This window comes from Pseudomonas sp. NPDC089752, from assembly GCF_044748725.1.
Lineage (GTDB): Bacteria > Pseudomonadota > Gammaproteobacteria > Pseudomonadales > Pseudomonadaceae > Aquipseudomonas.
Genome location: NZ_JBIVGP010000010.1, coordinates 171,477 through 192,005 on the forward strand (window position 1 = coordinate 171,477; position 20,529 = coordinate 192,005).

A 20,529-nucleotide genomic window follows, 5' to 3' on the forward strand; every position below is an offset into this window, starting at 1 on the left:
GCTTGGTTGCTTGGAAGGGCTGCCCTACGCTGGCAGCTCTTCCCATCTTACTGAATCGATTATGATTGTTGCTGATCCAGAAATTATTTCAGCAATATCGGTCGTGTTACTTTTAACGGAAATGTCCAACACTAGGCCTTGAGTGCTGTAGCCTGGTATCGGGTAGTAGGCGTTGGCTGGAAAAACAAATGATTTTACAGTTTCGTTGATGGAGAAATAATCAAAGCCTGCATGCAGTTTTTGTACCCCGGCCTGATTGCTCTCGGCCCAGGCGAGGTATGCAACCAATCTATTTCTACTGCCAGTTGCTTGCAGACGGACCGTAACCACCAGTGGGCGCTCCAATGGGACGACAAGGTCTGCGAAGGCAAGCCATACACGGTTCCAAGCAGGACCACCTTCACTCAAATTGTCATAGACCAACGCAAGGCCACCGTTGTGGGCGTTGATGCGAGCGTTAGATGTGATTCCCGTGTCCCCTTTGCCAGGCTCAATGATCAAGCCCGAATCCAAGGAAGTACTTTTACCGTCCAGAAAAGTCTGTCCGTCACGCAGCCCTGAAAAGTCTTCATACCCGCCATTGACTCGGCGCAGCTCCCTCACGGCGGACTGGATTTGACCTTCATTGATTTGGGCGATGAATTGGTGATTGCCATGAACCAGGCTGACCGCCGAAGACGTGCTCCACACACCGCTTGGATTCGCCGTGTAAGTACCTACGGCTAAACCGTTAAGCAGCAACGAGATTTGCTGGCCCGGAGTGGCGCTTCCACTCAATGTCACCGTGCGAGAGATCGTCCTGCCAGCGTGCGCTATTTGATCCCCATAGTTGCCCACTACGGAGTCGATTGTGGGGGCGCTCACTACCGAAAAAGAAAGTGGTGCTGACTGAAATACACTTCTGGTGTCGTTTTTCATTGATGTTCGCTCCGGCTTAATGGTGGTAGCCAGAAGTATCGACAGATTTTCATCTCGCCGAAACTGATAAAAATGCTAGTTGCAGGCCCGGTTTCCCCCCATTTGGGGAATGATGCCGGGGAATCTTCCCCATCGATTTTCGATTGTTGAGCTAACTGACCGTTTTTACGAACATTGATCCATGGCACACGGCTTGCTTGAACCCTCTGCAGAACAATAATGCTTGGGGAGGTGCCGCATCATGTTGATCACACCCGAAACAGTTGCACCTCCTGCGCTTGAACCCTGCCTGAGCAAGAGGGCTCCAACATGACGTTCAAACTACGCCCAGCCTACGCCGGCCTGCTGCTGAGCATGGCCCTTATCGGTTTGGGGGTCGCCTATGAGGAACTCTGGTGCGACCTGCGCGAGGTGCAGCAGGAACCTGCCGACCCGCAGGCCCTGCACCGGCTCAGCCGTGACGGCGTGACCGTCGAGTTCGAGGCGAGGCCGCTGGCCGGCGGCGAGCTGCGCGAAGGCACCTTCGCCAACATCCGCTTCAAAGTCACCGACCAGAGCAGCGGTCAGCCGCTCTCGGGCATGGCACCAGGAGCGTGGATCGACCCGGCGCAAGCGGCCCCACTGGAAAGCACCCGCGACCAGAGCTGCAAGGCCCGTGTCGCGCTGTTTCTCAAGAGCAGCATCGGTGCCAGGCCGCTGCTTGACCTGAACAGTTACTTCCTGCTGGTGCTGAACAAGGACGCCAGCCTGACGGTGATCGACCCGACGGTATCGGTGGGCGGCGTCACCAGCACCATGGCACGTATCGACCTGCCGGGCCGGCCCATGGACTGGGTCGCCACCCGTGACGACAAGCAGGTATTCGTGTCGATCCCTGAGCGCGGCAAGGTCGCGGTGATCGACACCGAGACCTTCACCCGCGTCGCCACCCTGGATGCCGGCGAGATGCCGCTGCGCGTGGCCCTGCAGCCGGACCAGCACCGGCTGTGGGTCGGCAACAACAGCGACGACCCGGCTAAGGGCGGGGTGACGGTGATCGATGTACCGGGCCGCACGACGCTGAAAAACTTCGCCACCGGCTCCGGGCACCACGAGATCGCCTTCAGCGCCGATTCGCGCTATGCCTACGTCAGCAACCGCGACGGCGGCACCCTGAGCATCATCGATATCCCCGAGATGCGCCTGGTGAAAACTGTGGAAGTCGGCCCGCACCCCTTGGCGGTGGCTTACTCGGCACTGTCCCAGGGGGTGTACGTGAGCGATGGCTCGGAAGGCACGGTGCGCGTCTACGATGCCCACAGCCACCAACTGCGCCATACGGTGCAGGCCGAACAGGGCCTCGGGCCGATGCGCTTCAGCAGCGATGGCCGTTACGGCATCGTCCTCAACACCCTGGAAAACCAGGCGCTGGTAATCGACGCCAGCACCGACAAGCTGATCCATCGCATCCCGGTGGCCGCCGAGCCGTACCAGCTCACCTTCACCAAAGGCTATGCCTACGTGCGCGGCCTGGCGTCCTCAAAGGTCAGCATGATCAACCTGAGCAGCCTGGGCGAGGGGCGCACGCCGATCGTCCAGGGCTTCGAGGCCGGCCCCGCGGCGCCGCGCCAGGCCGGCGACCTGCCGTTAGCGCAAGGGCTGTCGGTATCGCGTGATGACAACTCGGTGTTCGTGGTCAACCCGGTGGACAACACCACCTACTTCTATGCCGAAGGCATGAACGCGCCAATGTCCGGCTACAACAACCGCGGTCACCAGGCCCGCGCGGCCATCGTCATTGACCGCAGCCTGCGCGAGCTGGCGCCGGGAGTGTACGGCTCGACGGTGAAAATGCCGGCGGCGGGCAAGTTCGACGTGGCGTTCCTGCTCAATCAACCACAGATCATCCACTGCTTCAGCACCGATGTGGCCGCAGCGCCCGACGCCAGCAAACGCAAGGGCGCCCACGCCGAGTTCATCGGCCTCGACCAGCCCCTGCCCCAGCACAGCCCCTTCACTGCCAAGGTACGCATCGTCGGCGATGATGGTTTGCCCAGGTTGGGATTGGACGATCTGACCCTGCGCTACTTCCTGGCCCCGTCGTCGATGCCGCGCAATTTGCGCCTGGAAGAAGTGGGCGAAGGTGTCTACCAGGCCTCGCTGATATTGCCGGAGGCCGGCGCCTGGTACCTGCATGTGCAGTCGCCATCGCTGGGACGCAAGTTTGCCGAGGACAATTACACCAGCCTGCGCGTCCTGCCGACCGCAGCCTCCAACGCTTCCCAGACCGACGTGAGGAATGTGCGATGAACGCCAAGCATTCTTGCAAGCTGCTTGCCCTGAGCCTGGCCCTGGCCGGTTTCAGCAACCTGGTCTTGGCCCACGCCAACCATGACCACGACGGCCATGCTGGGTCGCAGGCGGCTCAGCACCAGGAAAAAGCCAGCGTGCGCTTTGCCGATGTCTCGCTGCTGGACCAGAACGGCATGCCGGTGCGCCTGGAGAAGGACCTGGTGGGTGAGCACCTGGTGGTGATGGGCTTCATCTATACCAGCTGCACCACGGTGTGCCCGGTGGTGTCCTCGATCATGGGCAAGGTCCAGCAGCAACTTGGAGGCAGGGTCGGCGAAGAGATCCAGCTGGTGTCGATCAGCGTCGATCCGCAGCGTGACGATTCCAAGCGCCTGCAGACCTACGCCAAGGCGTTCCAGCACGGCCCCGGCTGGAGCTGGCTGACGGGCTCGCCTTACGCCATTACCGAGACCCTCAAAGGCCTGGGCAGCTTCAGCGCCGACCTCACCCAGCACCCGCCGCTGATCCTGGTGGGCGACGGGCGCAGCGGCCACTGGACGCGCTATTACGGCTTCACCGACCCCGCCGTGCTGATTGCCGAAATCAACCGCCTCAGCGCCCGCCGCGTGCACGCCAAAAGTACCGCCATCGCCGACCATCATGAGGTGCAACCATGAGCGCTCACAGCTCGCAGCATGCGACCATGCGCAGCCTCGACTGGCTGGTGTTGGCCGCTTGCCTGTGGATTTTCGCCTCGGTTGCCATGGCCCACGAAGGCCATGCGCCAAGTGGCCCCAGCCCGCAGCCAGCGCCACCGACCATGACCAGCGGCGGCGGCACCCGCGATGCGCAGACCTGGTTCACCGATACCGTGCTGCAGGATCAGAACGGCCGTGAGCTGCGCTTCTACAGCGATGTGCTCAAGGACAAGGTGGTGATGCTCAATGTGATCTTCACCCACTGCACCGACGCCTGCCCGCTGATCACCCGCAAGTTGCGCGAGGTGCGTGAGGCGATGGGGCCGGAGTTGGCCAGCCAGGTGACCTTCGTCTCGATCAGCAGCGACCCGCTCAACGACACGCCGGCAGCGCTCAAGGCCTTTGCCCAGAAGCAGGGGGTGGACGGTGCCAACTGGTTGTTCCTGACCGGCGACAAGGCCAGTGTCGACCTGGTGCTCGGGCGCATCGGGCAGTTCCTGCCAAGTCCTGAGCAGCATTCGACCCAGTTGATTGCCGGGGACGTGGCCGGCAAGCGCTGGAGCAAGATTCGGCCAGATGCGCCGCCACAGGCCATTGCTCAGCGGATGCAGCTGCTCACCCAACCTCTGGCTGGGCGCTGAGCAATGAACATCTGGGGTGTCTGTATCGGCCTCTTCGCGGGGCAAGCCCGCTCCCACAGAGATTTCACATCTCATAAGGGCAATGGGGTATCTGTGGGAGCGGGCTTGCCCCGCGAAAAGGCCGGTATGAGCACTGCCAAAGCCCTGGCCGTACTCATATCCCTGAGTCTCTGCACTCCAGCCCTTGCGCTGACCCTCTCCCCCCAGGAACAAGCCGGCAAACGCCTCTACCGCGAAGGCCTGTCCAGCAGCGACGCGCAACTCACCGCCCGCGTCGGCGCCAGCGACCTGAGCGTCCCCGCCAGCGTCCTGCCCTGTGCCAGTTGCCACGGCAGAGATGGGCGTGGCCGCGCTGAAGGAGGGGTACGCCCCTCGGTCCTCGACTGGCAACGCCTGGCCCTGAGCCAAGGCGCCCGCCAGAGCAACGCACGGAGCTATCCGGCCTATACCGACGCCAGCCTGGCCCGCGCCATCCAGCACGGCGTCGACCCCGGCGGCAATCGCCTGGACCCGGCCATGCCGCGCTTTGAGCTGACCCTGGCCGATCAGCGCAACCTCACCGCTTACTTGAAACGTCTGGCAGAGGACCGTGACCCCGGCGTGGAGGAGGGCGTGCTGCGCCTGGGCACGCTGTTACCGGCCGACGGGCCGTTGGCCGAGGCCGGGCGGGTGGTGCGCGCCGTACTCGAAGACGGTGTGGCACAGCTCAATCAGCAGGGCGGGATCCATGGGCGTCGCCTGGAACTGGTGGTGGCCGACCCTGGCCCCGATCAGGCCAGCGCCGAACAAGCATTGATGCGATTGCTCGATCAAGAGCAGGCATTCGCCCTGATCAGCCCGCTGGCGCCGATGCTCGACCAGCGCCTGGCCACGGTGCTCGAACAGCAAGGCGTGCCTTTAATCGGCAGCACGCCGCGCAGTGGCGGCAGTTTGCAGATGTTCGACCCGCTGCCAGGCATCGCCACGCAGCTTCTGAGCCTGGCCGTGCATGCCCGCGAAAGCTTGGGCTTGGCGCCGGATGGCCTGCGTGTGGTGTACGCCGGCAACGATCAGGCAGCGCTGGCCGAACAGGTGCGAGAGCGATTGCAGCAGCAGGGCTGGGTACTACCCCCGGCCGAGGCTTTCACCGGTCAGGCGGTTGAGAGCCAGGGTATTGTCTTCCTCGGGCGCGCTAGGGCCTTTGCTGAACTGGCTGCGGCGGCGCAGGCGGCAGGTCGTGAACCCTATCTGTTTGCCAGTTCCGGCCAGGTGGCCGGTGCTGTGGCGACGTTGCCGACACAATGGTCGAATCGGGTGTTCCTGGCCTATCCGTTCGTGCCTGGCGATTGGACTGAGCAGGGCCTGGCGACCTTGGCCGGGTTGCAGCAGCGCCAAGGCCTCGACCCGCGCCAGGCATCGCTGCAGGTAAATACGCTGTGTGCGCTGCAACTGTTGACCGAGGCACTCAAGCAGATTGGCCGCGACGCCAGCCGCGAGCGCCTGGTCGCGGCCCTGGAGGGCCTGCACGATGTCGACACTGGCCTTACCCCAGCGCTGGGCTTTGGCCCCGGTCGACGACAGGGCATGGCCGGTGCACACGTGGTTGCGGTGGCGCTACCCGGTCCGCGTTTCATCTCTGCAGCCCCGTACCGGCCCGTGCCGGACAGCCCTTGATTGGAGGTCACCATGCGGACTCTATGTTTGTGCCTGATGCTGCTGACGCTCGCCCAGACAAGCTGGGCAGACATGCCAGCGGCACGGGTCAATGGCGTGGACATCGGCGTGCTGCGCCTGGAGCGGTATTTCAGTGAATACCTCGAAGCACAAGGCCGAGCGGTTACCAGCATCCGCAACCCGGCGCTGTACAAGCGTCTGCGGGCCCAGGCCCTGGATGACCTGATCGACAAAGAGTTGTTGTGGCAGGAGGCCCAGCGCCGTGGCATCGTCATCACAGATGAACAAGTGTCGGCTCAGGTCGGCGAGGTGGAGGCGGCGTTCGGCAGCCCAGCGCTGTTCGAAAGGCGCCTTGCTGATGCAGGTTTCGACCGCGCAGCATACGCTGACTACATGCGCCACGAGCTGGCCTCGCAACAGGTATACGCCCAGCTCAGCGCAGTCCAGGCGCCCACCCAGGCCGAGGTGGAGGCGTTCTACCAGGCCAATCGACAAAGACTGCAAGGAGCGCAGAACCAAAGTGATAACCCTTCGGTCATACCGGAACAGGGCCTGGTGTTGGCCAGGGCCGCGCTCATCGGGCAACTGCAGACGCAAGCACGGCAAAGCGTGCGCCAACGTTTGCGTGAATCCGCTACAGTGGAGCTCGCTGACTGATGCCCCGGATGGCGTTTCCCCAAAACTGGGGAATAACGCCTTGGCAAAGTGCCATCAGTTGCCCCGGATGTGGGGCAGCGAATCAGCGGCTGCTCCAGTGGTAACCACAGGCCCCAGTAAAATCAATGACTTGAAACGGTGCAACATGACTATTCACGCCTGGCACGAAGCCTGCTCAAGCCTTATCAAGGCCGCACTTCGCAGACCGGGAAACCGGGCAGTTCTTGGGAGTCGACCTTGGTGAACAGAGTATTGGTAGTCGATGACGAACAGACCCTTGCGCAGAACCTGCAAGCGTATCTGCAGGCGCAAGGCCTGGAAGTCCATGTTGCCCACGACGGTGCCAGTGGTATCGGCCTGGCTGAAAGCCTGGCACCGGGTGTGATTGTGCTGGATTACCGCTTGCCCGACATGGAGGGGTTTCAGGTCCTGGAGACCGTGCGCAAGAACAGGCAGTGCCATTTCGTGCTGATCACCGCTCACCCGACCGCCGAGGTCCGTGAGCGCGCCGCCGAACTTGGCGTGACCCATGTCCTGTTCAAGCCGTTCCCGCTGGTGGAACTGGCCCGCGCGATCTTCGACCTGATGGGCATCGAGCGCCGGCGCAGGGCCACGGACAACCCGGCAGAAGGGTTCGTCGAGCGACGCCAGTCGAGGAACGAATCGTTCCCCCTGCAGTTGTTCGATGGTAGCTGGGTCCTGGCCGACCGCCGCCGTACTGGCGCCAAGCCCCCTGGACCCGACGACGACCAACTGCTCACTGGGGAATAGCGGCGCCCGCAGCCCTCACCGAGCCTGCGACGCGCCCCCTGAGCGGAGTCGCAGGCCATGTCCGATGCATTCGAGCCCACCGTTTCGGCCTACCCCCGGGACCTTCTGGCCCAGGCCCGCCTGCAAGCCAGCGACGAGCGCCTGCTCAACTGCCTGGAACGCCTGTCCTGCGATACCCCCGACACCTTCGTTCGCCGCCTGGCCACCACCCTGCATTACCCGGTGCTGGACAGCCAGGCGCTGCTGGCCAGCACGCCGCGTTTCGACCAGGTCAGCCTGGCCCAGTGCCTGAGGCGTGAATTCGTCCTGATAGAGCAGGGCGGTGAACGCCTCGGCGTGTTCGCCGACCCCTTCGACCACGCCCGCCTGGCCTGGATCGACGACGTGCTGCAAGGCGCACCGCTGTACCTGGCCCACGCCGCCGACCTGGCCACCTTCCTGGCCCGCCACGAAGAAAGCTTCCATGCCGTCGACGCCCTCGACCACGACGCCGAAACCAGCAGCGAAAGCGACCCGCTGCAGCGCCTGTCGCTGACCAGCATCAGCGAAGACCAGAGCAAGGTGGTCAAGCTGGTCAACTCGACCCTTTACGACGCCCTCAAGCAGCATGCCAGTGATATCCACCTGGGCATGACCGGCCAGGGCCTGACCATCAAATACCGCATCGACGGCGTGCTCAACGCTGCCGGCAAGGCCAGCGGCAGCGCCTTCGCCGACCAGGTGATCTCGCGCATCAAGGTCATGGCCGAGCTGGACATCGGCGAAAAGCGCGTGCCCCAGGATGGTCGCTTCAAAGTCGCAGTCGGCGAGCGCCAGATCGACTTTCGCGTGTCGATCATGCCAAGCATCTTCGGTGAAGACGCCGTGCTGCGGGTGCTCGACAAGCAAGACCTGTCCGACCGGGTCAGCGGCGTGCAGCTGCAGGCCCTGGGTTTTGCCGAGGAAACCCTGCGCGCCCTGCGCCGCCTGGCTGGCGAGCCCTACGGCATGATCCTGGTCACCGGCCCCACCGGCAGCGGCAAGACCACCACCCTGTACGCCATGATCAGCGAGATCAACCACGGCGTGGACAAGATCATCACCATCGAAGACCCGGTCGAGTACCAGCTGCCCGGCGTGCTGCAGATCCCGGTCAACGAGAAGAAGGGCCTGACCTTCGCCCGCGGCCTGCGCTCGATCCTGCGCCATGACCCGGACAAGATCCTGGTCGGCGAGATCCGCGACCCCGACACCGCGCAGATCGCCGTGCAGTCGGCGCTCACCGGCCACCTGGTGTTCACCACCATCCACGCCAACAACGTCTTCGATGTGATCGGCCGCTTCAGCCAGATGCAGGTCGACCCCTACAGCTTCGTCTCTGCGCTGAATGCCGTGTTGGCCCAGCGCCTGATCCGCCTGGCCTGCCCACACTGCTGCAGCCCCTGCGAGGTCGACGACGGCCTGCTTGCCGCCTCGGGCCTGACCCGCGACGCCGTACACGGCTGGAGGTTCGTCCGCGCCCAAGGCTGTGGCCAGTGCCGCGGCAGTGGCTATCGCGGGCGCAGCGCCATCGCCGAACTGCTGCACCTGGACGACGACCTGCGGCAGATGATCGTCGAACGCCGCCCGCTGGCGCAGATCAAGGCGCTGGCCTGCCAACGCGGTCTGCGCCTGCTGCGCACGTCCGCCCTGGACCTGGTCCGCGAGGGCCGTACCACACTCGAGGAGATCAACCGTGTCACATTCATTGCGTGATCGAGCCTCCAATCAATACTGCGCCGTGCTCGGCGCAGAGGGTGTCGGCCTGGGGCGCTGGCACGGCAGCCAACACCAGTGGCTGGGCAGCCGCGCCTTCACCTGCGAGGCCGCGCAACCGGCCTGGCAAGCGGCGCTGCAAGCGCTCAGCGCACTGTTGGCCGAATACGTCGTGCGTGGCGGTCAGTTGCAGGTGCTGCTGTCGGCCCGCTACAGCCGCTTCTGCCTGGTGCCCTGGAGCGATGCCATCAGCCACCCACGCGAGCTGGATGCCTACGCCCGAGCCTGCTTCGAAAACCTCTACGCGCAGTCGCTGGACGACTGGCGCATCGTCCTGTCGCCAGAGCCAGCGGGTGCCGCGCGTATCGCCACCGCGTTGCCCGACGCCCTGCTGCAGGGCCTGCAGGCACTGGGCCAGGAGAGCCATCTACGGCTGCGTTCGGTACAGCCGTACCTGATGGCCGCCTACAACCGTTGCTCGGCGCAACTGCAAGCAGGTGACTTCCTCTTCGTCCTCGCCGAGCCCCGCCGCAGTGTGCTGCTGCTGGCATGCGGCGGCGCCTGGCAGCAAGTGCTGGCCCAGGGCTGCGCCGACAGTGACCAGGCGCTGCAAGCGCTGATCGAGCGTACCTGCGAGCTGTACGGTGAGCAGATGCCGCAGGTCTACCTGCATGCCCCAGGCCGGGGCGACGTGCCGCAACTGGCGGCGGTGCAACTGTGCCAACCGGCCAGCGAAACCGACCCGTTGTGCGCAATGTGGCGGGCGGTGGCCTGAGATGCGCCGCCTGGATCTGGAATTCCAACCCCGGCGCAGCAGCCCGCTGGCCTGGTCGCTGCTCGCCCTCGCGGGCGCCGTGGTGGCGGTGCTGGTCCTGCTGCAACAACACCTGCAAAACGAGCAGGTCGACCTGGAAGCCCGCGTGCACGGCCTGGAACTGCAACTGGGCCGCCGCCCGGCCACAGCCGCACCCCAGAACAGCGCCGCCAGCCGCGAACAGGCCGAACGGCTGGCGCAGATGCGCAGCGTCTCGCAGCAACTGCAACGGCCGTGGCAACAACTGTTCGCCATGCTCGAAGCGCTGCCACAGGACGACGTCGCGCTGCTCGGCCTGACCCCCGATGCGCGCAAGGGCCAGGTCCGCATCGCCGCTGAGGCGCGCAACCTGGAAGCGATGCTGCAGTACCACCACCGCCTGGAACAGAGCGCCGAGCTCAGCGATGTGTCGCTGCTCAACCACGAGGTGCTGGCGGGCCAGCCCGAACACCCGGTGCGCTTCACCCTCACCGCCACCTGGGAGACCGGCCATGCGCGTCCCTGAGTCGATAAGCCGCCTGATCATCCAGGAGCAGCTGCGCCGCATCGGGCCGGTCGGCCTGGCTGCAGCTGCGGTGGCTGTGTTCGCAGTGGGGGTAGCCCTGGTGGGCGTGCTGCCACAGTGGCAGGCACTGCGGGAACTGCGCGCCACCGAGGCCGATGCCAGTGCCCAGGTAGAGCGGGTCAAGCGCGGCGAGCTGAAGATTGCCGTCAAGCCTGAACAGCAAGCGCTGGACAGCCTGCGCCAGCAACTGCCGGGGCAACCCGAGGCCAGCGAGCTGATCGAGCGCCTGTACCAACTGGCCAGCGCCGAGCGCATCAATCTGGCCCGTGGTGAATACGCCCTCGGCGTTGATCCCAAGACCCAGCTGGCGCGCTACCAGATCGTCCTGCCGGTGCGCGGCAGCTACCCGCAGATCCGCGGCTTCCTGCGCGGCCTGCTGGGCCAGCTGCCGACCCTGGTGCTGGAAGATCTCGAGCTGCAACGCAAACGCATCGGCGACAGCGAGCTCAACGGCCGCCTGCGCATGACCCTTTACCTGTCGAGGTCGTGATGAACCTTCAGCGTGCAGTGATGTGGGCGGGATTTCTGGGGTTGGCCGGGGCGTTGGCTTGGGCGCCGGGGCATTGGTTTGGACTGGAAGATGGTGTTGCTCCTTTCGCGGGCAAGCCCGCTCCCACAGGGGCCGAGGTGCCCATAAATCCTGTGGGAGCGGGCTTGCCCGCGAAGAGGCCGGCACAGCCATCCCGCGACCTGTTCCCCCGCCAGCAATGGACCCAACCCCAATCCCTGGCCACCATCACCGAACAACCCCTGGCCGTCACCCCCGTGGTAGCCGCCGCCCCCACGGCCCCCGCACTGCCATTCCAGTTCATCGGCCGCCTCGGCGACCGCGACGACCTGCAGATCTTCCTGCAGAGCGGCGCAAAGCTCTACGTCGTGCGCCAGGGCGACGTGATCGACGACACCTACCGCCTCGACAGAGTCTCGGCCAACGAGCTGGACCTGGTTTACCTGCCTTTGCACCAATCACAGACCTTGTCTGTAGGGAGCGCACCATGAAGCCATCGAAGTTGTGCAAGCCTGCTCCGTTCATGCTCCTGGCGCTCTGCGTGGCCATTGCCGGCTGCGGCTCCAGCGCGGTGCGCAAGGACAGCCAGGAACTGATGAAGGAGGGCCAGTACGAAGCCGGCATCGCCCGCCTGGAAGAGGCCCTGCGCGACGACCCGCGTGACACCGACCTGAACATCGCCCTGGCCCACGGCCGCCAGGAAGCGGTCGAGGCGCTGATTACCCAGGCTGACAGTGACCGCGCCCGCCACGACTTCGCCGCCGCCCGCATCGGCTATGGCCGCGTGCTGACCATCGAGCCGAACAACCGCCGTGCCCTGGAAGGCATTCGCCAGCTTGAACTGGTACGCACCCTCGACGACCGCATGGCACTGGGCCAGGCGGCCTTGCGCCAGGGCGACCTGTTCGGTGCCGAGCGCTACATGCGCGAAGTACTGCGCCTGGACCCGCAAAACCAGAAGGGCATCATGCTGCGCAGCGACATCGAGAACGTCCAGGCGCGCACCGCGCAGCCGTTCCCGCAACTGCGCAGCAAGCTGGAACGCCCGGTCACCCTGGAATTTCGTGATGCAGAGCTCAAGACCATCTTCGAAGTGCTGTCGCAGGTGGCCGGCATCAACTTCATTTTCGACAAGGACCTGCGCCCGGACATGAAGGCGACCATCTTCGTGCGCGAAGTACGCATCGAGGACGCCATCGCGCTGCTGCTGGAGCAGAACCAGCTGCGCCAGAAGATCGTCAACGACAACACCCTGATGGTCTACCCCGACTCGCCGCAGAAGACCAAGGACTATCAGGAACTGGTCATGCGCACCTTCTACCTGACCAGCATCGACGCCAACACCGCATTGAACATGGTCAAGACCATGCTCAAGACGCGCGACGTGTTCGTCGACGAGCGCCTCAACACCCTGACCATGCGCGATACCCCAGACGCCGTGCGCATGGCCGAGAAGCTGCTGCAGTCCCAGGACCAGTCCAACCCCGAGGTGGTGCTGGAAGTGGAGGTGATGGAGGTGGCCCGCTCGCGCATCCTCGACCTCGGCCTGCAGTGGCCCAACACCTTCGGCGTGCTCAACGACGAGGGCAACCCGGTCAGCGTGCTCGACCAATTGCGCGGCATCAACTCCAGCCGCATCAGCATCGCACCAGCGCCACAGGCCAAGATCAACGCCCAGGACAAGGACATCAACACCCTGGCAAGCCCCGTGATCCGCGTCAGCAACCGCGAGCAGGCGCGCATCCACATTGGCCAGCGCGTGCCAATCATCAGCGCCACCTCGGTGCCGTCCACCCAGGGCCCGGTGATCACCGAAAGCGTCACCTACCTGGACGTCGGTTTGAAGCTCGAAGTGCAGCCCACCGTGCACCTGAACAACGAAGTGGCGATCAAGGTGGCGCTGGAGGTCAGCAACGCCACACCGCTGGAACCGACCCGCCAGGGCACCATCCCGGTTCAGGTCGACACCCGCAACGCACAGACCAGCCTGCGCCTTCACGACGGCGAAACCCAGGTGCTGGCGGGCCTGGTGCGTAACGACAAGACCTCCAGCGGCAACAAGATCCCGGGCCTTGGCGACATCCCTGGCCTGGGCCGGCTGTTCGGCAGCAACCGCGATGACATGAGCAAGTCCGAGCTGGTGCTGGCGATCACCCCGCGCATCGTGCGCAACCTGCCTTACCAGAGCCCGTCGGACATGGAGTTTGGTACCGGCACCGAATCCGCCATGCAGGTGCGGCAAATGACCCAGCCGCTGCCCGCCAGTGCGCTGCCAGCCGACGATCCGAGCGATGCCCCCGTGGCTGAAAGCCAGATGGCGGTGGTGCCCGCTACCCGGAGCCCACGCCCATGAAACGCCGGCAGCAAGGCTTCAGCCTGATCGAGGTGGTGCTGACCCTGGCACTGCTCGGGCTGCTCGCCAGCATGGCCGCGCCGCTGACCGAAACCGTGGTGCGCCGTGGCAAGGAGCAGCAACTGCGCGAGGCGCTGTATCAGATCCGCGATGCCATCGACGCCTACAAGCGCGCCTTCGACGCTGGCTTCATCGAAAAACGCCTGGACGCCAGCGGCTACCCGCCGAACCTGCAGGTACTGGTCGACGGCGTGCGCGATGTGCGCAGCGCCAAAGGTGCCAAGTTCTACTTCCTGCGGCGCATCCCGCACGACCCGCTGCTGGCTGCCAAGGGCGAGGATGGCGGGGGCTGGGGCCTGCGTGCCTACGACAGCAGCCCCGACAACCCGCGTGAAGGGCAGGACGTCTTCGACGTGTACTCCAAGGCCCGCGGCAAAGGCCTCAACAACATCCCTTACGGGCAATGGTGACGGCCATGAAACGCAGCCGAGGCTTCACCCTGATCGAACTGCTGGTGGTGATGGCGATCATCGCCACGCTGATGACCATCGCCATGCCGCGCTACTTCAACAGCCTGGAGAGCTCCCGCGAAGCGACCCTGCGCCAGAGCCTGGCGGTGTTGCGCGAGTCGCTGGACCACTTCTACGGCGACACCGGGCACTACCCCGATTCGCTGGAACAACTGGTCGAGCTGCGCTACCTGCGCAACACCCCGGTCGACCCGATCACCGAACGCAGCGATGGCTGGCAGCTGGTGCCTCCGCCGGAAGGCGTGGCAGGTGGCGTGGCCGATATCAAGAGCGGCGCAACAGGGAGGGCACGTGATGGCAGCCTCTTCGCGGAATGGTAAGGCCTGCGCCGGCTTCACATACCTGGGCGTGCTGCTGTTGATCGCGGTCAGCAGCGTGGCCCTGGCCGCTACCGGCACGGTGTGGTCGAGTGCGGCCCAGCGCGACAACGAACGCCAATTGCTGTGGGTCGGCGGCCAGTACGCCCAGGCGCTGCGCAGCTACTACCGCGCCTCGCCAGGACTTGCGCAGTACCCGCAGGATCTGACCGAGCTGCTGGACGACAACCGCTTCCCCGAGGCCCGGCACCACATCCGCCGGCTGTACCCCGACCCGATTACCGGCAGTGACGAATGGGGCCTGCTGCGTTCGATCGACGGGCGCATCACCGGCGTGCACAGCCGCTCCGACGCCATGCCGTTCAAACGCAGCGGTTTCGACACCCAATGGTCGGGCTTCGAGGGCCTGGAGCACTACAGCGACTGGCAGTTCGTCGCCGAACAGGCCTTCAACGAAAGCGCCAGCGGCGCACAAACCCACAGCGGCCCGGGAGACACGCCATGAAAGGCCTCAACGTGTTCTGCCTGAGCCTTGGCCTGCTGTTGGCCGCCGGGGTGTCCGGTGTGGCCCAGGCCGAAGCCGAGGATGAGATGAAGGGCTTCATCGTCGACAACACCATCTCGCACATCGGCCACGACTTTTACTACTACTTCGCCGACCGCCTGCGCGCCACTAGCCGCCTGGATTTCAACCTGGTGGTACGCGAACGCCCGGATGCCCGCTGGGGCAGCCTGGTGACGGTGGAGTTCGAGCGCGACGTGCTGTACCGGCGCTTCCTGCCGCCCAACGTCACCCAATTAAAAGAAGAGGCCGTCGCGGCCGCCGACCTGGTCAAGCAGGAGGTGATCCAGCGCAAGCTGCAGCGCCTGCTCCAGGACACCACTGATCTGGAGAGGGACGAGCTATGAACACTCGCATCGCGCACTGCATCGCCGCCGGCTTGCTGGCCAGCGCCTTCGCCGCCCAGGCCACGGAACTGGTGTACACCCCTGTCAATCCGGCCTTCGGCGGCAATCCGCTGAACGGCACCTGGCTGCTCAACAACGCCCAGGCACAGAACGATTACGACGACCCCGACCTCAAGGACCGCAGCTCCGCCTTTGGCGGCACCTCGGCCCTGGAGCGCTTCAGCAACCAGCTGGAGTCGCGGATGTTGTCGCAGCTGCTGGACAACATCAGCAACGGCCAGACCGGCAGCATGGCCACCGACGCGTTCCTGATCGATGTGCTCGACGACTCCGGTGCCTTGAGCATCAGGGTCACCGACCGCGCCACGGGAGAAATTTCGATCATTGAGGTCAGCGGCCTGAACCCCTGAGAGGGACGGCTTGTTATCTGGGGAGAGAAACCATGAAACGTCTGCTGAGCACTTTGCTGATCCTCGCCACCCTGCAGGGCTGCGGCCTGCGTGAACCGATGCCGGCCGAACAGGATTCGGAAACCCCGACCCTGACCCCGCGGGCCTCGACCTACTACGACCTGATCAACATGCCACGGCCCAAAGGCCGGCTGATGGCGGTGGTCTACGGCTTCCGCGATCAGACCGGGCAGTACAAGCCAACTCCGGCCAGCTCGTTCTCCACCAGCGTCACCCAGGGTGCGGCGAGCATGTTGATGGATGCCCTGAGCGCCAGCGGTTGGTTCGTGGTGCTGGAGCGCGAAGGCCTGCAGAACCTGCTGACCGAGCGCAAGATCATCCGCGCCTCGCAGAAAAAGCCCGATGTGGCCGAGAACATCGCGGCTGAATTGCCACCGTTGCAGGCCGCTAATTTGATGCTCGAAGGCGGCATTATCGCCTACGACACCAACGTGCGCAGCGGCGGGGAGGGGGCGCGTTACTTAGGGATAGACATCTCCCGTGAATACCGGGTCGACCAGGTGACGGTCAACCTGCGCGCAGTGGACGTGCGCACCGGGCAGGTGTTGGCCAACGTGATGACCAGCAAGACCATCTATTCGGTCGGGCGTAGCGCTGGGGTGTTCAAGTTCATCGAGTTCAAGAAACTGCTGGAGGCCGAGGTGGGCTACACCACCAACGAGCCGGCGCAGTTGTGCGTGCTGTCGGCGATCGAGGCAGCGGTGGGGCATCTGCTGGCGCAGGGGATCGAGCGGCGGTTGTGGCAGGTGGCGGGGGATGCGGGGGAGGGCAAGGCAGGGGTGGAAAAATACCTGAGCCAGTCGCAGCAGCAATAACGTCGTGCAAACAAGGCGGGCAACCATGGCCTACCAGACATAGGCACGTTGCAACAAATGTAGGAGCGGATTCATCCGCGATGCGCCGCGCGGGCGGCGCTCGGTTTGGGCGACGCTGGAGGGCTCAAGGCATGCACCTCGCGAACACCGCAAAACAGAACCTGCCCAGTTTGAGACCGTGTTGGCATTGACAAACGCCCGCCTTGATTCCTGCAGAGCGGCGGAAATCGAGCGCCGCCCGCGCGGCGCATCGCGGATGAATCCGCTCCTACGGTTTGTTGCAACGTGCCATTGCCTGCCAGGCCATGGTTGCCCGCCTTGGTACATGCCTTGAGACAAGTGGGGTGTTCAGTGTGTCCTGCGCAAGAGCTACGCTGAATTATGCTCATTCATGGACGATTGACATGCCCAAACCCAAAGGTTCTCTGCTGCGTCGCGGCAGATATTCAGAATTCGGCAGGCTCTACCTGCTCACCACAGTCACCCAACACCGCCTTCCTCTATTCCTTGACCTCTATCGCGCAAGAACGGTGATTCATCAGCTTCGCCTGGCAGAGCAGCAGAACAGCTGCCAATCCCTTGCCTGGGTAGTCATGCCAGACCACATTCATTGGTTGATCGAGTTGAAAGACATACCGCTAGGTACGCTGATGCGTCACTTCAAAGCCCGCTCGAGCCGCATGCTCGACATTGCGTCACCTGTCTGGCAAGCCGGTTACCACGACCACGCCTTGCGCCGAGAGGAGGATGTGCTGCACGTGGCAAGGTACATCATCGCCAATCCAATAAGAGCGGGCCTGGTACGCAAGGTGGGCGACTACCCCCACTGGGATGCAATCTGGCTATGACACACCACCCGCTCGTAGGAGCGGATTCATCCGCGAAGCGCCAGTCCAAACAACACAAATGTTTCTGAAAATGCCCCACCCTTGAAACCCTTCCTCTAGACCGGTAGTCTTTCGCCCGCTGCTGTCAATCCAGCAGTCGGGTTTGGTCACCCGCAATCATCAAGGCGCACAAGCGCTCGCACTCCGAATCAGTCGGCATTTTCCTGCCAGACTGTCTCGTGTTATGGCGGCTGTGCGTGGGGCGCCTTCGTGCGCGCCGGTTTCCTTGATTCCCGGTTGACCAACCCGCGTACAGTCGCCACCCATTCGTTTGGTCACGTTGTGTGGCGGCTCCATTGAATCAAGGAGCGACACAATGACAAAAGGCTTACCCGACCCGCCAACCCGCGCCACCACGGCATCTTCCGATTTCGGCAATTGCGAATGCAGCCATCCACCGTTGTTCGCGGTGCGTTCAGGCGTGGATTTCGAAGATGCGCTGGTACACCTGTCAACGCTGCTCAAAGGTGCGTTTGCGACCAATCTGAAGGCCATGGAATTGGCCACCGGTACCTGCCGCGATCTGTTGTTGAGTAACGATCACGCATTGGACTCGGCAAAAGCGGTTGTCGAGGCCTTGCTCGACGGGGTGGAGTTGCAGCACGAGGCAGTGCAGATCAAGGCCGCCCAGATGCGTAGCGCCTGAGTCATTCATAAGCCAGTACCGGCCCCCAAGCCGGTACTGGCATAGCCCTTAGCCGGCCTTACGCAGCGTCAAATTAATCCGACGCTCTCCCATCCGCGAATGCACGCCGGGCTTGATCGGTAACACCCCATGAAAGCGCAATCGGTCCTCGCCACCCCAGACCAGCACATCGCCATGGCTCAACGGGATCCGTTGCGTTCGATCCGAGCGCTGTAACTCTCCCAGCAGAAACACCGCCGGCAACCCCAGCGAAATCGACACGATCGGCTGCCCGAAATCCGCTTCGTCGCGGTCCTGGTGCAGGCTCAGGCGGGTGCCGGGTAGATAGTGGTTGACCAGGCAGGCATCCGGCACAAACCCGTCAAAGCCCGCTGCGGCTGCGGCGCGACCCGCGAGGTCGAGCAGAACCTGGGGCAAGGCGGGCCAAGGGTTGCCGCTGACGGGGTCGGTTGGGCTGTAGCGGTAGCCTTTGGTATCACTCACCCAGCCCAGCGAACCGCAATTGGTTAACGCCACCGCCATGTTCAACCCACCTGGCGTTTGCATATGCCGGAAGGGTGCGGCGCGCAGAACCGGGCGCAGAGCGTCGAGCAGTGGCTCGATTTCGGCCAGGGCGAAACCGGGCAGCAGCACGGTGTGGCTGGCCAGGCGTTGCGGTTGGTGGCCGAACAGGTCGAGGTCGGACTGGATCATGGGGGCGGCGCTGGGATGTAGTGCAGCCATTCTAGCGCTGCCAGCGCCGTTGGCCTATTCGCAGCAAGGATGCAGCGGAGTCCCTGGTAGGAGCGGCTTCAGCCGCGATCACCGGCGAAGCCGGTGCCATCTACCGCGTCGCTTGCTTCGCGGCTAAAGCCGCTCCCACAAAAAAGGAACCGCGACGCCAGGGAGAGAAGACGCCGCGGTTCAAGGGGGGAGCTGCTTACCGCTGGGTAGCCGTGGCGGTGTTGCCATTACCCATCTGGGTAATGGTGGCGCTCTGGTTGGCGCCGGCCTGGTCGACGATCGCTTTGTTGTTGTTGCCGCCTTGGGTCACGTAGGCGACGTTGGCGGTGTCGGTCTGCTTGATGTTGGCATCGTTACCACTGCCGTACAGCTGGGTGGTGTAGCTCTGGTTGGCGTAGCCCGACTGGTCGAGGGTGATGGTGCTGCCAGTGCCATTGGTGTCACCGGTGGCGTAGTTGTCGGTGCCGCGCTGGTCGGCGACGAGGATGTTGTCGGTGCCGTTCTGCTCGAAGTACAGCTCGTTGTTGCTGTCGGCCTGTTTGGTTTCCATCGAGTTGCCGGTGCCTTTCTGGCCCAGGGTGGCCCGTTGCAGGTTGCCGTTCTGCGTCAGGTTGGCGGTGTTGCCGGTACCTTTCTGGTTGATCACGGCGGTTTGATCGGCGCCGAACTGCCCGCCGAGCTTCTCGCCCTTCCAGTTGCTGGCCATCACCTTGTTGCCGGTGCCCTGGGTAGTGATGGTCAGGCTCTGGTTGTCACCGTTCTGGTAGGTGAAATGCAGGTTGCTGGTACCCGCCTGAGAGATTCGGGTGTTCGAGTGGGTGGTTTCGAATTGATCGGACCAGCTGGCGTTGGACTTGCCCTGTTGATACAGACTGGCGGTGTTGTCGTTGCCCAAGCTCTGGTCAATGTAGGCTTCGTTGAGCTGGCCATTCTGGTTGACCGTGGCCTGGCTGCCGACCTGGGTGTCCTGCCACACTTCGGCCGAGTTGCCGGTGCCATTCTGGTCGATGGCGATGATGCCGCCGGTGCCATCACGCTGGTCGCCGTAGGCCCAGTTCTGTTTGCCCTGCTGGTAGACCTCGATGGTGCCGTCGTTGTGCGTCAGGTGCTCGGCGGCGGCGTAGTTGTCCTGGCCGTCCTGGTTCACCAGGCTCTTGTTGTTGCTGCCGCCGAACAGCTGCTCGACGAAGGCTTCGTTACGTTGGCCGTTCTGCCGGGTGGTGGCCTGGCTGCCCAGCTGGGAGTCCTGCCAGACGGTCGAGCGGTTCTCGGCGCCTTCCTGAACCTGCAGCGACTGGTTGTTCTCGCCCAGCGACTGACTGGCAAAGGCGTCGTTGTAGGTGCCTGCCGCTTGCTGGGTGATCTGGCTGCCGTTCTCGAACAACTGTTCGCCGTAGCCGGCGTTGTACGAGCCGCTGGCGCTCTGGTCGATGAAGCTCGTGCTGCTTTCCTGTACGGCCAGGTGGTTGTGGCCCTTGCCGTCCTGGGTTTGGGTGGCGGCGGCGAACGGTGCGACCGTCTGCTTGACCTCGGCGATGTTCTGGTTGCCGGTCTGCGATTGGGTCGAAGTGCTGTCGGCTGCCATGGCCTGGCCCGCCAGGGCCAGGACGATAGCGGCGCTTAAGGGAGCGAGCTTGAACATGGTGGTG

At 64.0% G+C, this 20,529-nt stretch carries 23 protein-coding genes; 20 read left to right on the forward strand and 3 right to left on the reverse strand.

The window, feature by feature from the left end:
• Positions 1-24 precede the first annotated feature (24 nt).
• On the reverse strand, positions 25-918 hold the full coding sequence (locus tag ACIPZF_RS18385) for a hypothetical protein (RefSeq protein ID WP_400801850.1): 894 nt from the start codon (positions 916-918) through the stop codon (positions 25-27).
• A 309-nt stretch (positions 919-1,227) separates the two neighbouring features.
• Between ACIPZF_RS18385 and ACIPZF_RS18390 the strand changes: the two genes are divergently transcribed.
• The 20 genes from ACIPZF_RS18390 (at position 1,228) to ACIPZF_RS18485 (ending at position 18,157) form a co-directional block, all read left to right on the forward strand.
• A complete protein-coding gene (locus ACIPZF_RS18390) occupies positions 1,228-3,207 on the forward strand; it encodes a cytochrome D1 domain-containing protein (protein WP_400801852.1) in 1,980 nt (659 codons plus the stop codon).
• The gene (locus ACIPZF_RS18395) at positions 3,204-3,866 is read left to right on the forward strand and encodes an SCO family protein (RefSeq protein WP_400801854.1); all 663 of its coding nucleotides are present in this window, start codon (positions 3,204-3,206) and stop codon (positions 3,864-3,866) included. Before ACIPZF_RS18390 ends, ACIPZF_RS18395 begins: the two co-directional genes overlap by 4 nt.
• Positions 3,863-4,528: an SCO family protein gene (locus ACIPZF_RS18400; RefSeq protein WP_400801855.1), complete on the forward strand. Its 666-nt coding sequence runs from the start codon at positions 3,863-3,865 to the stop codon at positions 4,526-4,528. The genes ACIPZF_RS18395 and ACIPZF_RS18400 overlap by 4 nt, the downstream gene beginning before the upstream one ends.
• Before the next feature lie 126 nt (positions 4,529-4,654).
• Positions 4,655-6,181: an ABC transporter substrate-binding protein gene (locus tag ACIPZF_RS18405; RefSeq protein WP_400801857.1), complete on the forward strand. Its 1,527-nt coding sequence runs from the start codon at positions 4,655-4,657 to the stop codon at positions 6,179-6,181.
• A 12-nt stretch (positions 6,182-6,193) separates the two neighbouring features.
• The gene (locus ACIPZF_RS18410) at positions 6,194-6,838 is read left to right on the forward strand and encodes a SurA N-terminal domain-containing protein (RefSeq protein WP_400801859.1); all 645 of its coding nucleotides are present in this window, start codon (positions 6,194-6,196) and stop codon (positions 6,836-6,838) included.
• Positions 6,839-7,075: 237 nt separating this feature from the next.
• The gene (locus tag ACIPZF_RS18415) at positions 7,076-7,609 is read left to right on the forward strand and encodes a response regulator (protein WP_400801951.1); all 534 of its coding nucleotides are present in this window, start codon (positions 7,076-7,078) and stop codon (positions 7,607-7,609) included.
• A 57-nt stretch (positions 7,610-7,666) separates the two neighbouring features.
• Positions 7,667-9,343, forward strand: coding sequence for a GspE/PulE family protein (locus ACIPZF_RS18420; RefSeq protein WP_400801861.1), 1,677 nt, complete (start codon positions 7,667-7,669; stop codon positions 9,341-9,343).
• On the forward strand, positions 9,324-10,118 hold the full coding sequence (locus tag ACIPZF_RS18425; protein WP_400801862.1) for a hypothetical protein: 795 nt from the start codon (positions 9,324-9,326) through the stop codon (positions 10,116-10,118). Before ACIPZF_RS18420 ends, ACIPZF_RS18425 begins: the two co-directional genes overlap by 20 nt.
• 1 nt (position 10,119) lies before the next feature.
• Positions 10,120-10,662 carry a pilus assembly protein gene (locus ACIPZF_RS18430; RefSeq protein ID WP_400801864.1) on the forward strand — a complete coding sequence of 181 codons (543 nt, stop codon included), beginning with the start codon at positions 10,120-10,122 and terminating at the stop codon, positions 10,660-10,662.
• Complete coding sequence (gene pilO / locus ACIPZF_RS18435; protein ID WP_400801866.1) at positions 10,649-11,212, forward strand: type 4a pilus biogenesis protein PilO; 564 nt, start codon at positions 10,649-10,651, stop codon at positions 11,210-11,212. Before ACIPZF_RS18430 ends, pilO begins: the two co-directional genes overlap by 14 nt.
• The gene (locus tag ACIPZF_RS18440; protein WP_400801868.1) at positions 11,212-11,721 is read left to right on the forward strand and encodes a hypothetical protein; all 510 of its coding nucleotides are present in this window, start codon (positions 11,212-11,214) and stop codon (positions 11,719-11,721) included. Before pilO ends, ACIPZF_RS18440 begins: the two co-directional genes overlap by 1 nt.
• Positions 11,718-13,583, forward strand: a complete 1,866-nt coding sequence (locus ACIPZF_RS18445) for a secretin N-terminal domain-containing protein (RefSeq protein ID WP_400801870.1) — start codon at positions 11,718-11,720, stop codon at positions 13,581-13,583. Before ACIPZF_RS18440 ends, ACIPZF_RS18445 begins: the two co-directional genes overlap by 4 nt.
• Positions 13,580-14,053 carry a type II secretion system protein gene (locus tag ACIPZF_RS18450; RefSeq protein WP_400801872.1) on the forward strand — a complete coding sequence of 158 codons (474 nt, stop codon included), beginning with the start codon at positions 13,580-13,582 and terminating at the stop codon, positions 14,051-14,053. The genes ACIPZF_RS18445 and ACIPZF_RS18450 overlap by 4 nt, the downstream gene beginning before the upstream one ends.
• 5 nt (positions 14,054-14,058) lie before the next feature.
• Positions 14,059-14,433 (forward strand): type II secretion system protein, encoded by a 375-nt coding sequence (locus ACIPZF_RS18455; protein ID WP_400801874.1) that lies wholly within the window; start codon positions 14,059-14,061, stop codon positions 14,431-14,433.
• The gene (locus ACIPZF_RS18460; RefSeq protein ID WP_400801876.1) at positions 14,408-14,935 is read left to right on the forward strand and encodes a type II secretion system protein; all 528 of its coding nucleotides are present in this window, start codon (positions 14,408-14,410) and stop codon (positions 14,933-14,935) included. The genes ACIPZF_RS18455 and ACIPZF_RS18460 overlap by 26 nt, the downstream gene beginning before the upstream one ends.
• Positions 14,932-15,339, forward strand: coding sequence for a curli production assembly/transport protein CsgE (gene csgE, locus ACIPZF_RS18465; RefSeq protein WP_400801877.1), 408 nt, complete (start codon positions 14,932-14,934; stop codon positions 15,337-15,339). The genes ACIPZF_RS18460 and csgE overlap by 4 nt, the downstream gene beginning before the upstream one ends.
• Positions 15,336-15,749 (forward strand): curli assembly protein CsgF, encoded by a 414-nt coding sequence (locus tag ACIPZF_RS18470; protein ID WP_400801879.1) that lies wholly within the window; start codon positions 15,336-15,338, stop codon positions 15,747-15,749. The genes csgE and ACIPZF_RS18470 overlap by 4 nt, the downstream gene beginning before the upstream one ends.
• A 32-nt stretch (positions 15,750-15,781) precedes the next feature.
• The gene (locus tag ACIPZF_RS18475; RefSeq protein WP_400801881.1) at positions 15,782-16,624 is read left to right on the forward strand and encodes a CsgG/HfaB family protein; all 843 of its coding nucleotides are present in this window, start codon (positions 15,782-15,784) and stop codon (positions 16,622-16,624) included.
• Positions 16,625-17,028: 404 nt separating this feature from the next.
• On the forward strand, positions 17,029-17,472 hold the full coding sequence (locus ACIPZF_RS18480; RefSeq protein WP_400801883.1) for an REP-associated tyrosine transposase: 444 nt from the start codon (positions 17,029-17,031) through the stop codon (positions 17,470-17,472).
• A gap of 439 nt (positions 17,473-17,911) precedes the next feature.
• Positions 17,912-18,157, forward strand: a complete 246-nt coding sequence (locus ACIPZF_RS18485) for a hypothetical protein (RefSeq protein WP_400801953.1) — start codon at positions 17,912-17,914, stop codon at positions 18,155-18,157.
• A 48-nt stretch (positions 18,158-18,205) separates the two neighbouring features.
• Here ACIPZF_RS18485 and alkB read toward each other — a convergent pair whose 3' ends face one another.
• Both alkB and ACIPZF_RS18495 read right to left on the reverse strand, forming a co-directional pair.
• Positions 18,206-18,850: a DNA oxidative demethylase AlkB gene (alkB, locus tag ACIPZF_RS18490; protein ID WP_400801955.1), complete on the reverse strand. Its 645-nt coding sequence runs from the start codon at positions 18,848-18,850 to the stop codon at positions 18,206-18,208.
• 226 nt (positions 18,851-19,076) lie between these two features.
• Positions 19,077-20,522, reverse strand: coding sequence for a curlin (locus ACIPZF_RS18495; RefSeq protein ID WP_400801885.1), 1,446 nt, complete (start codon positions 20,520-20,522; stop codon positions 19,077-19,079).
• Positions 20,523-20,529 lie beyond the last annotated feature (7 nt).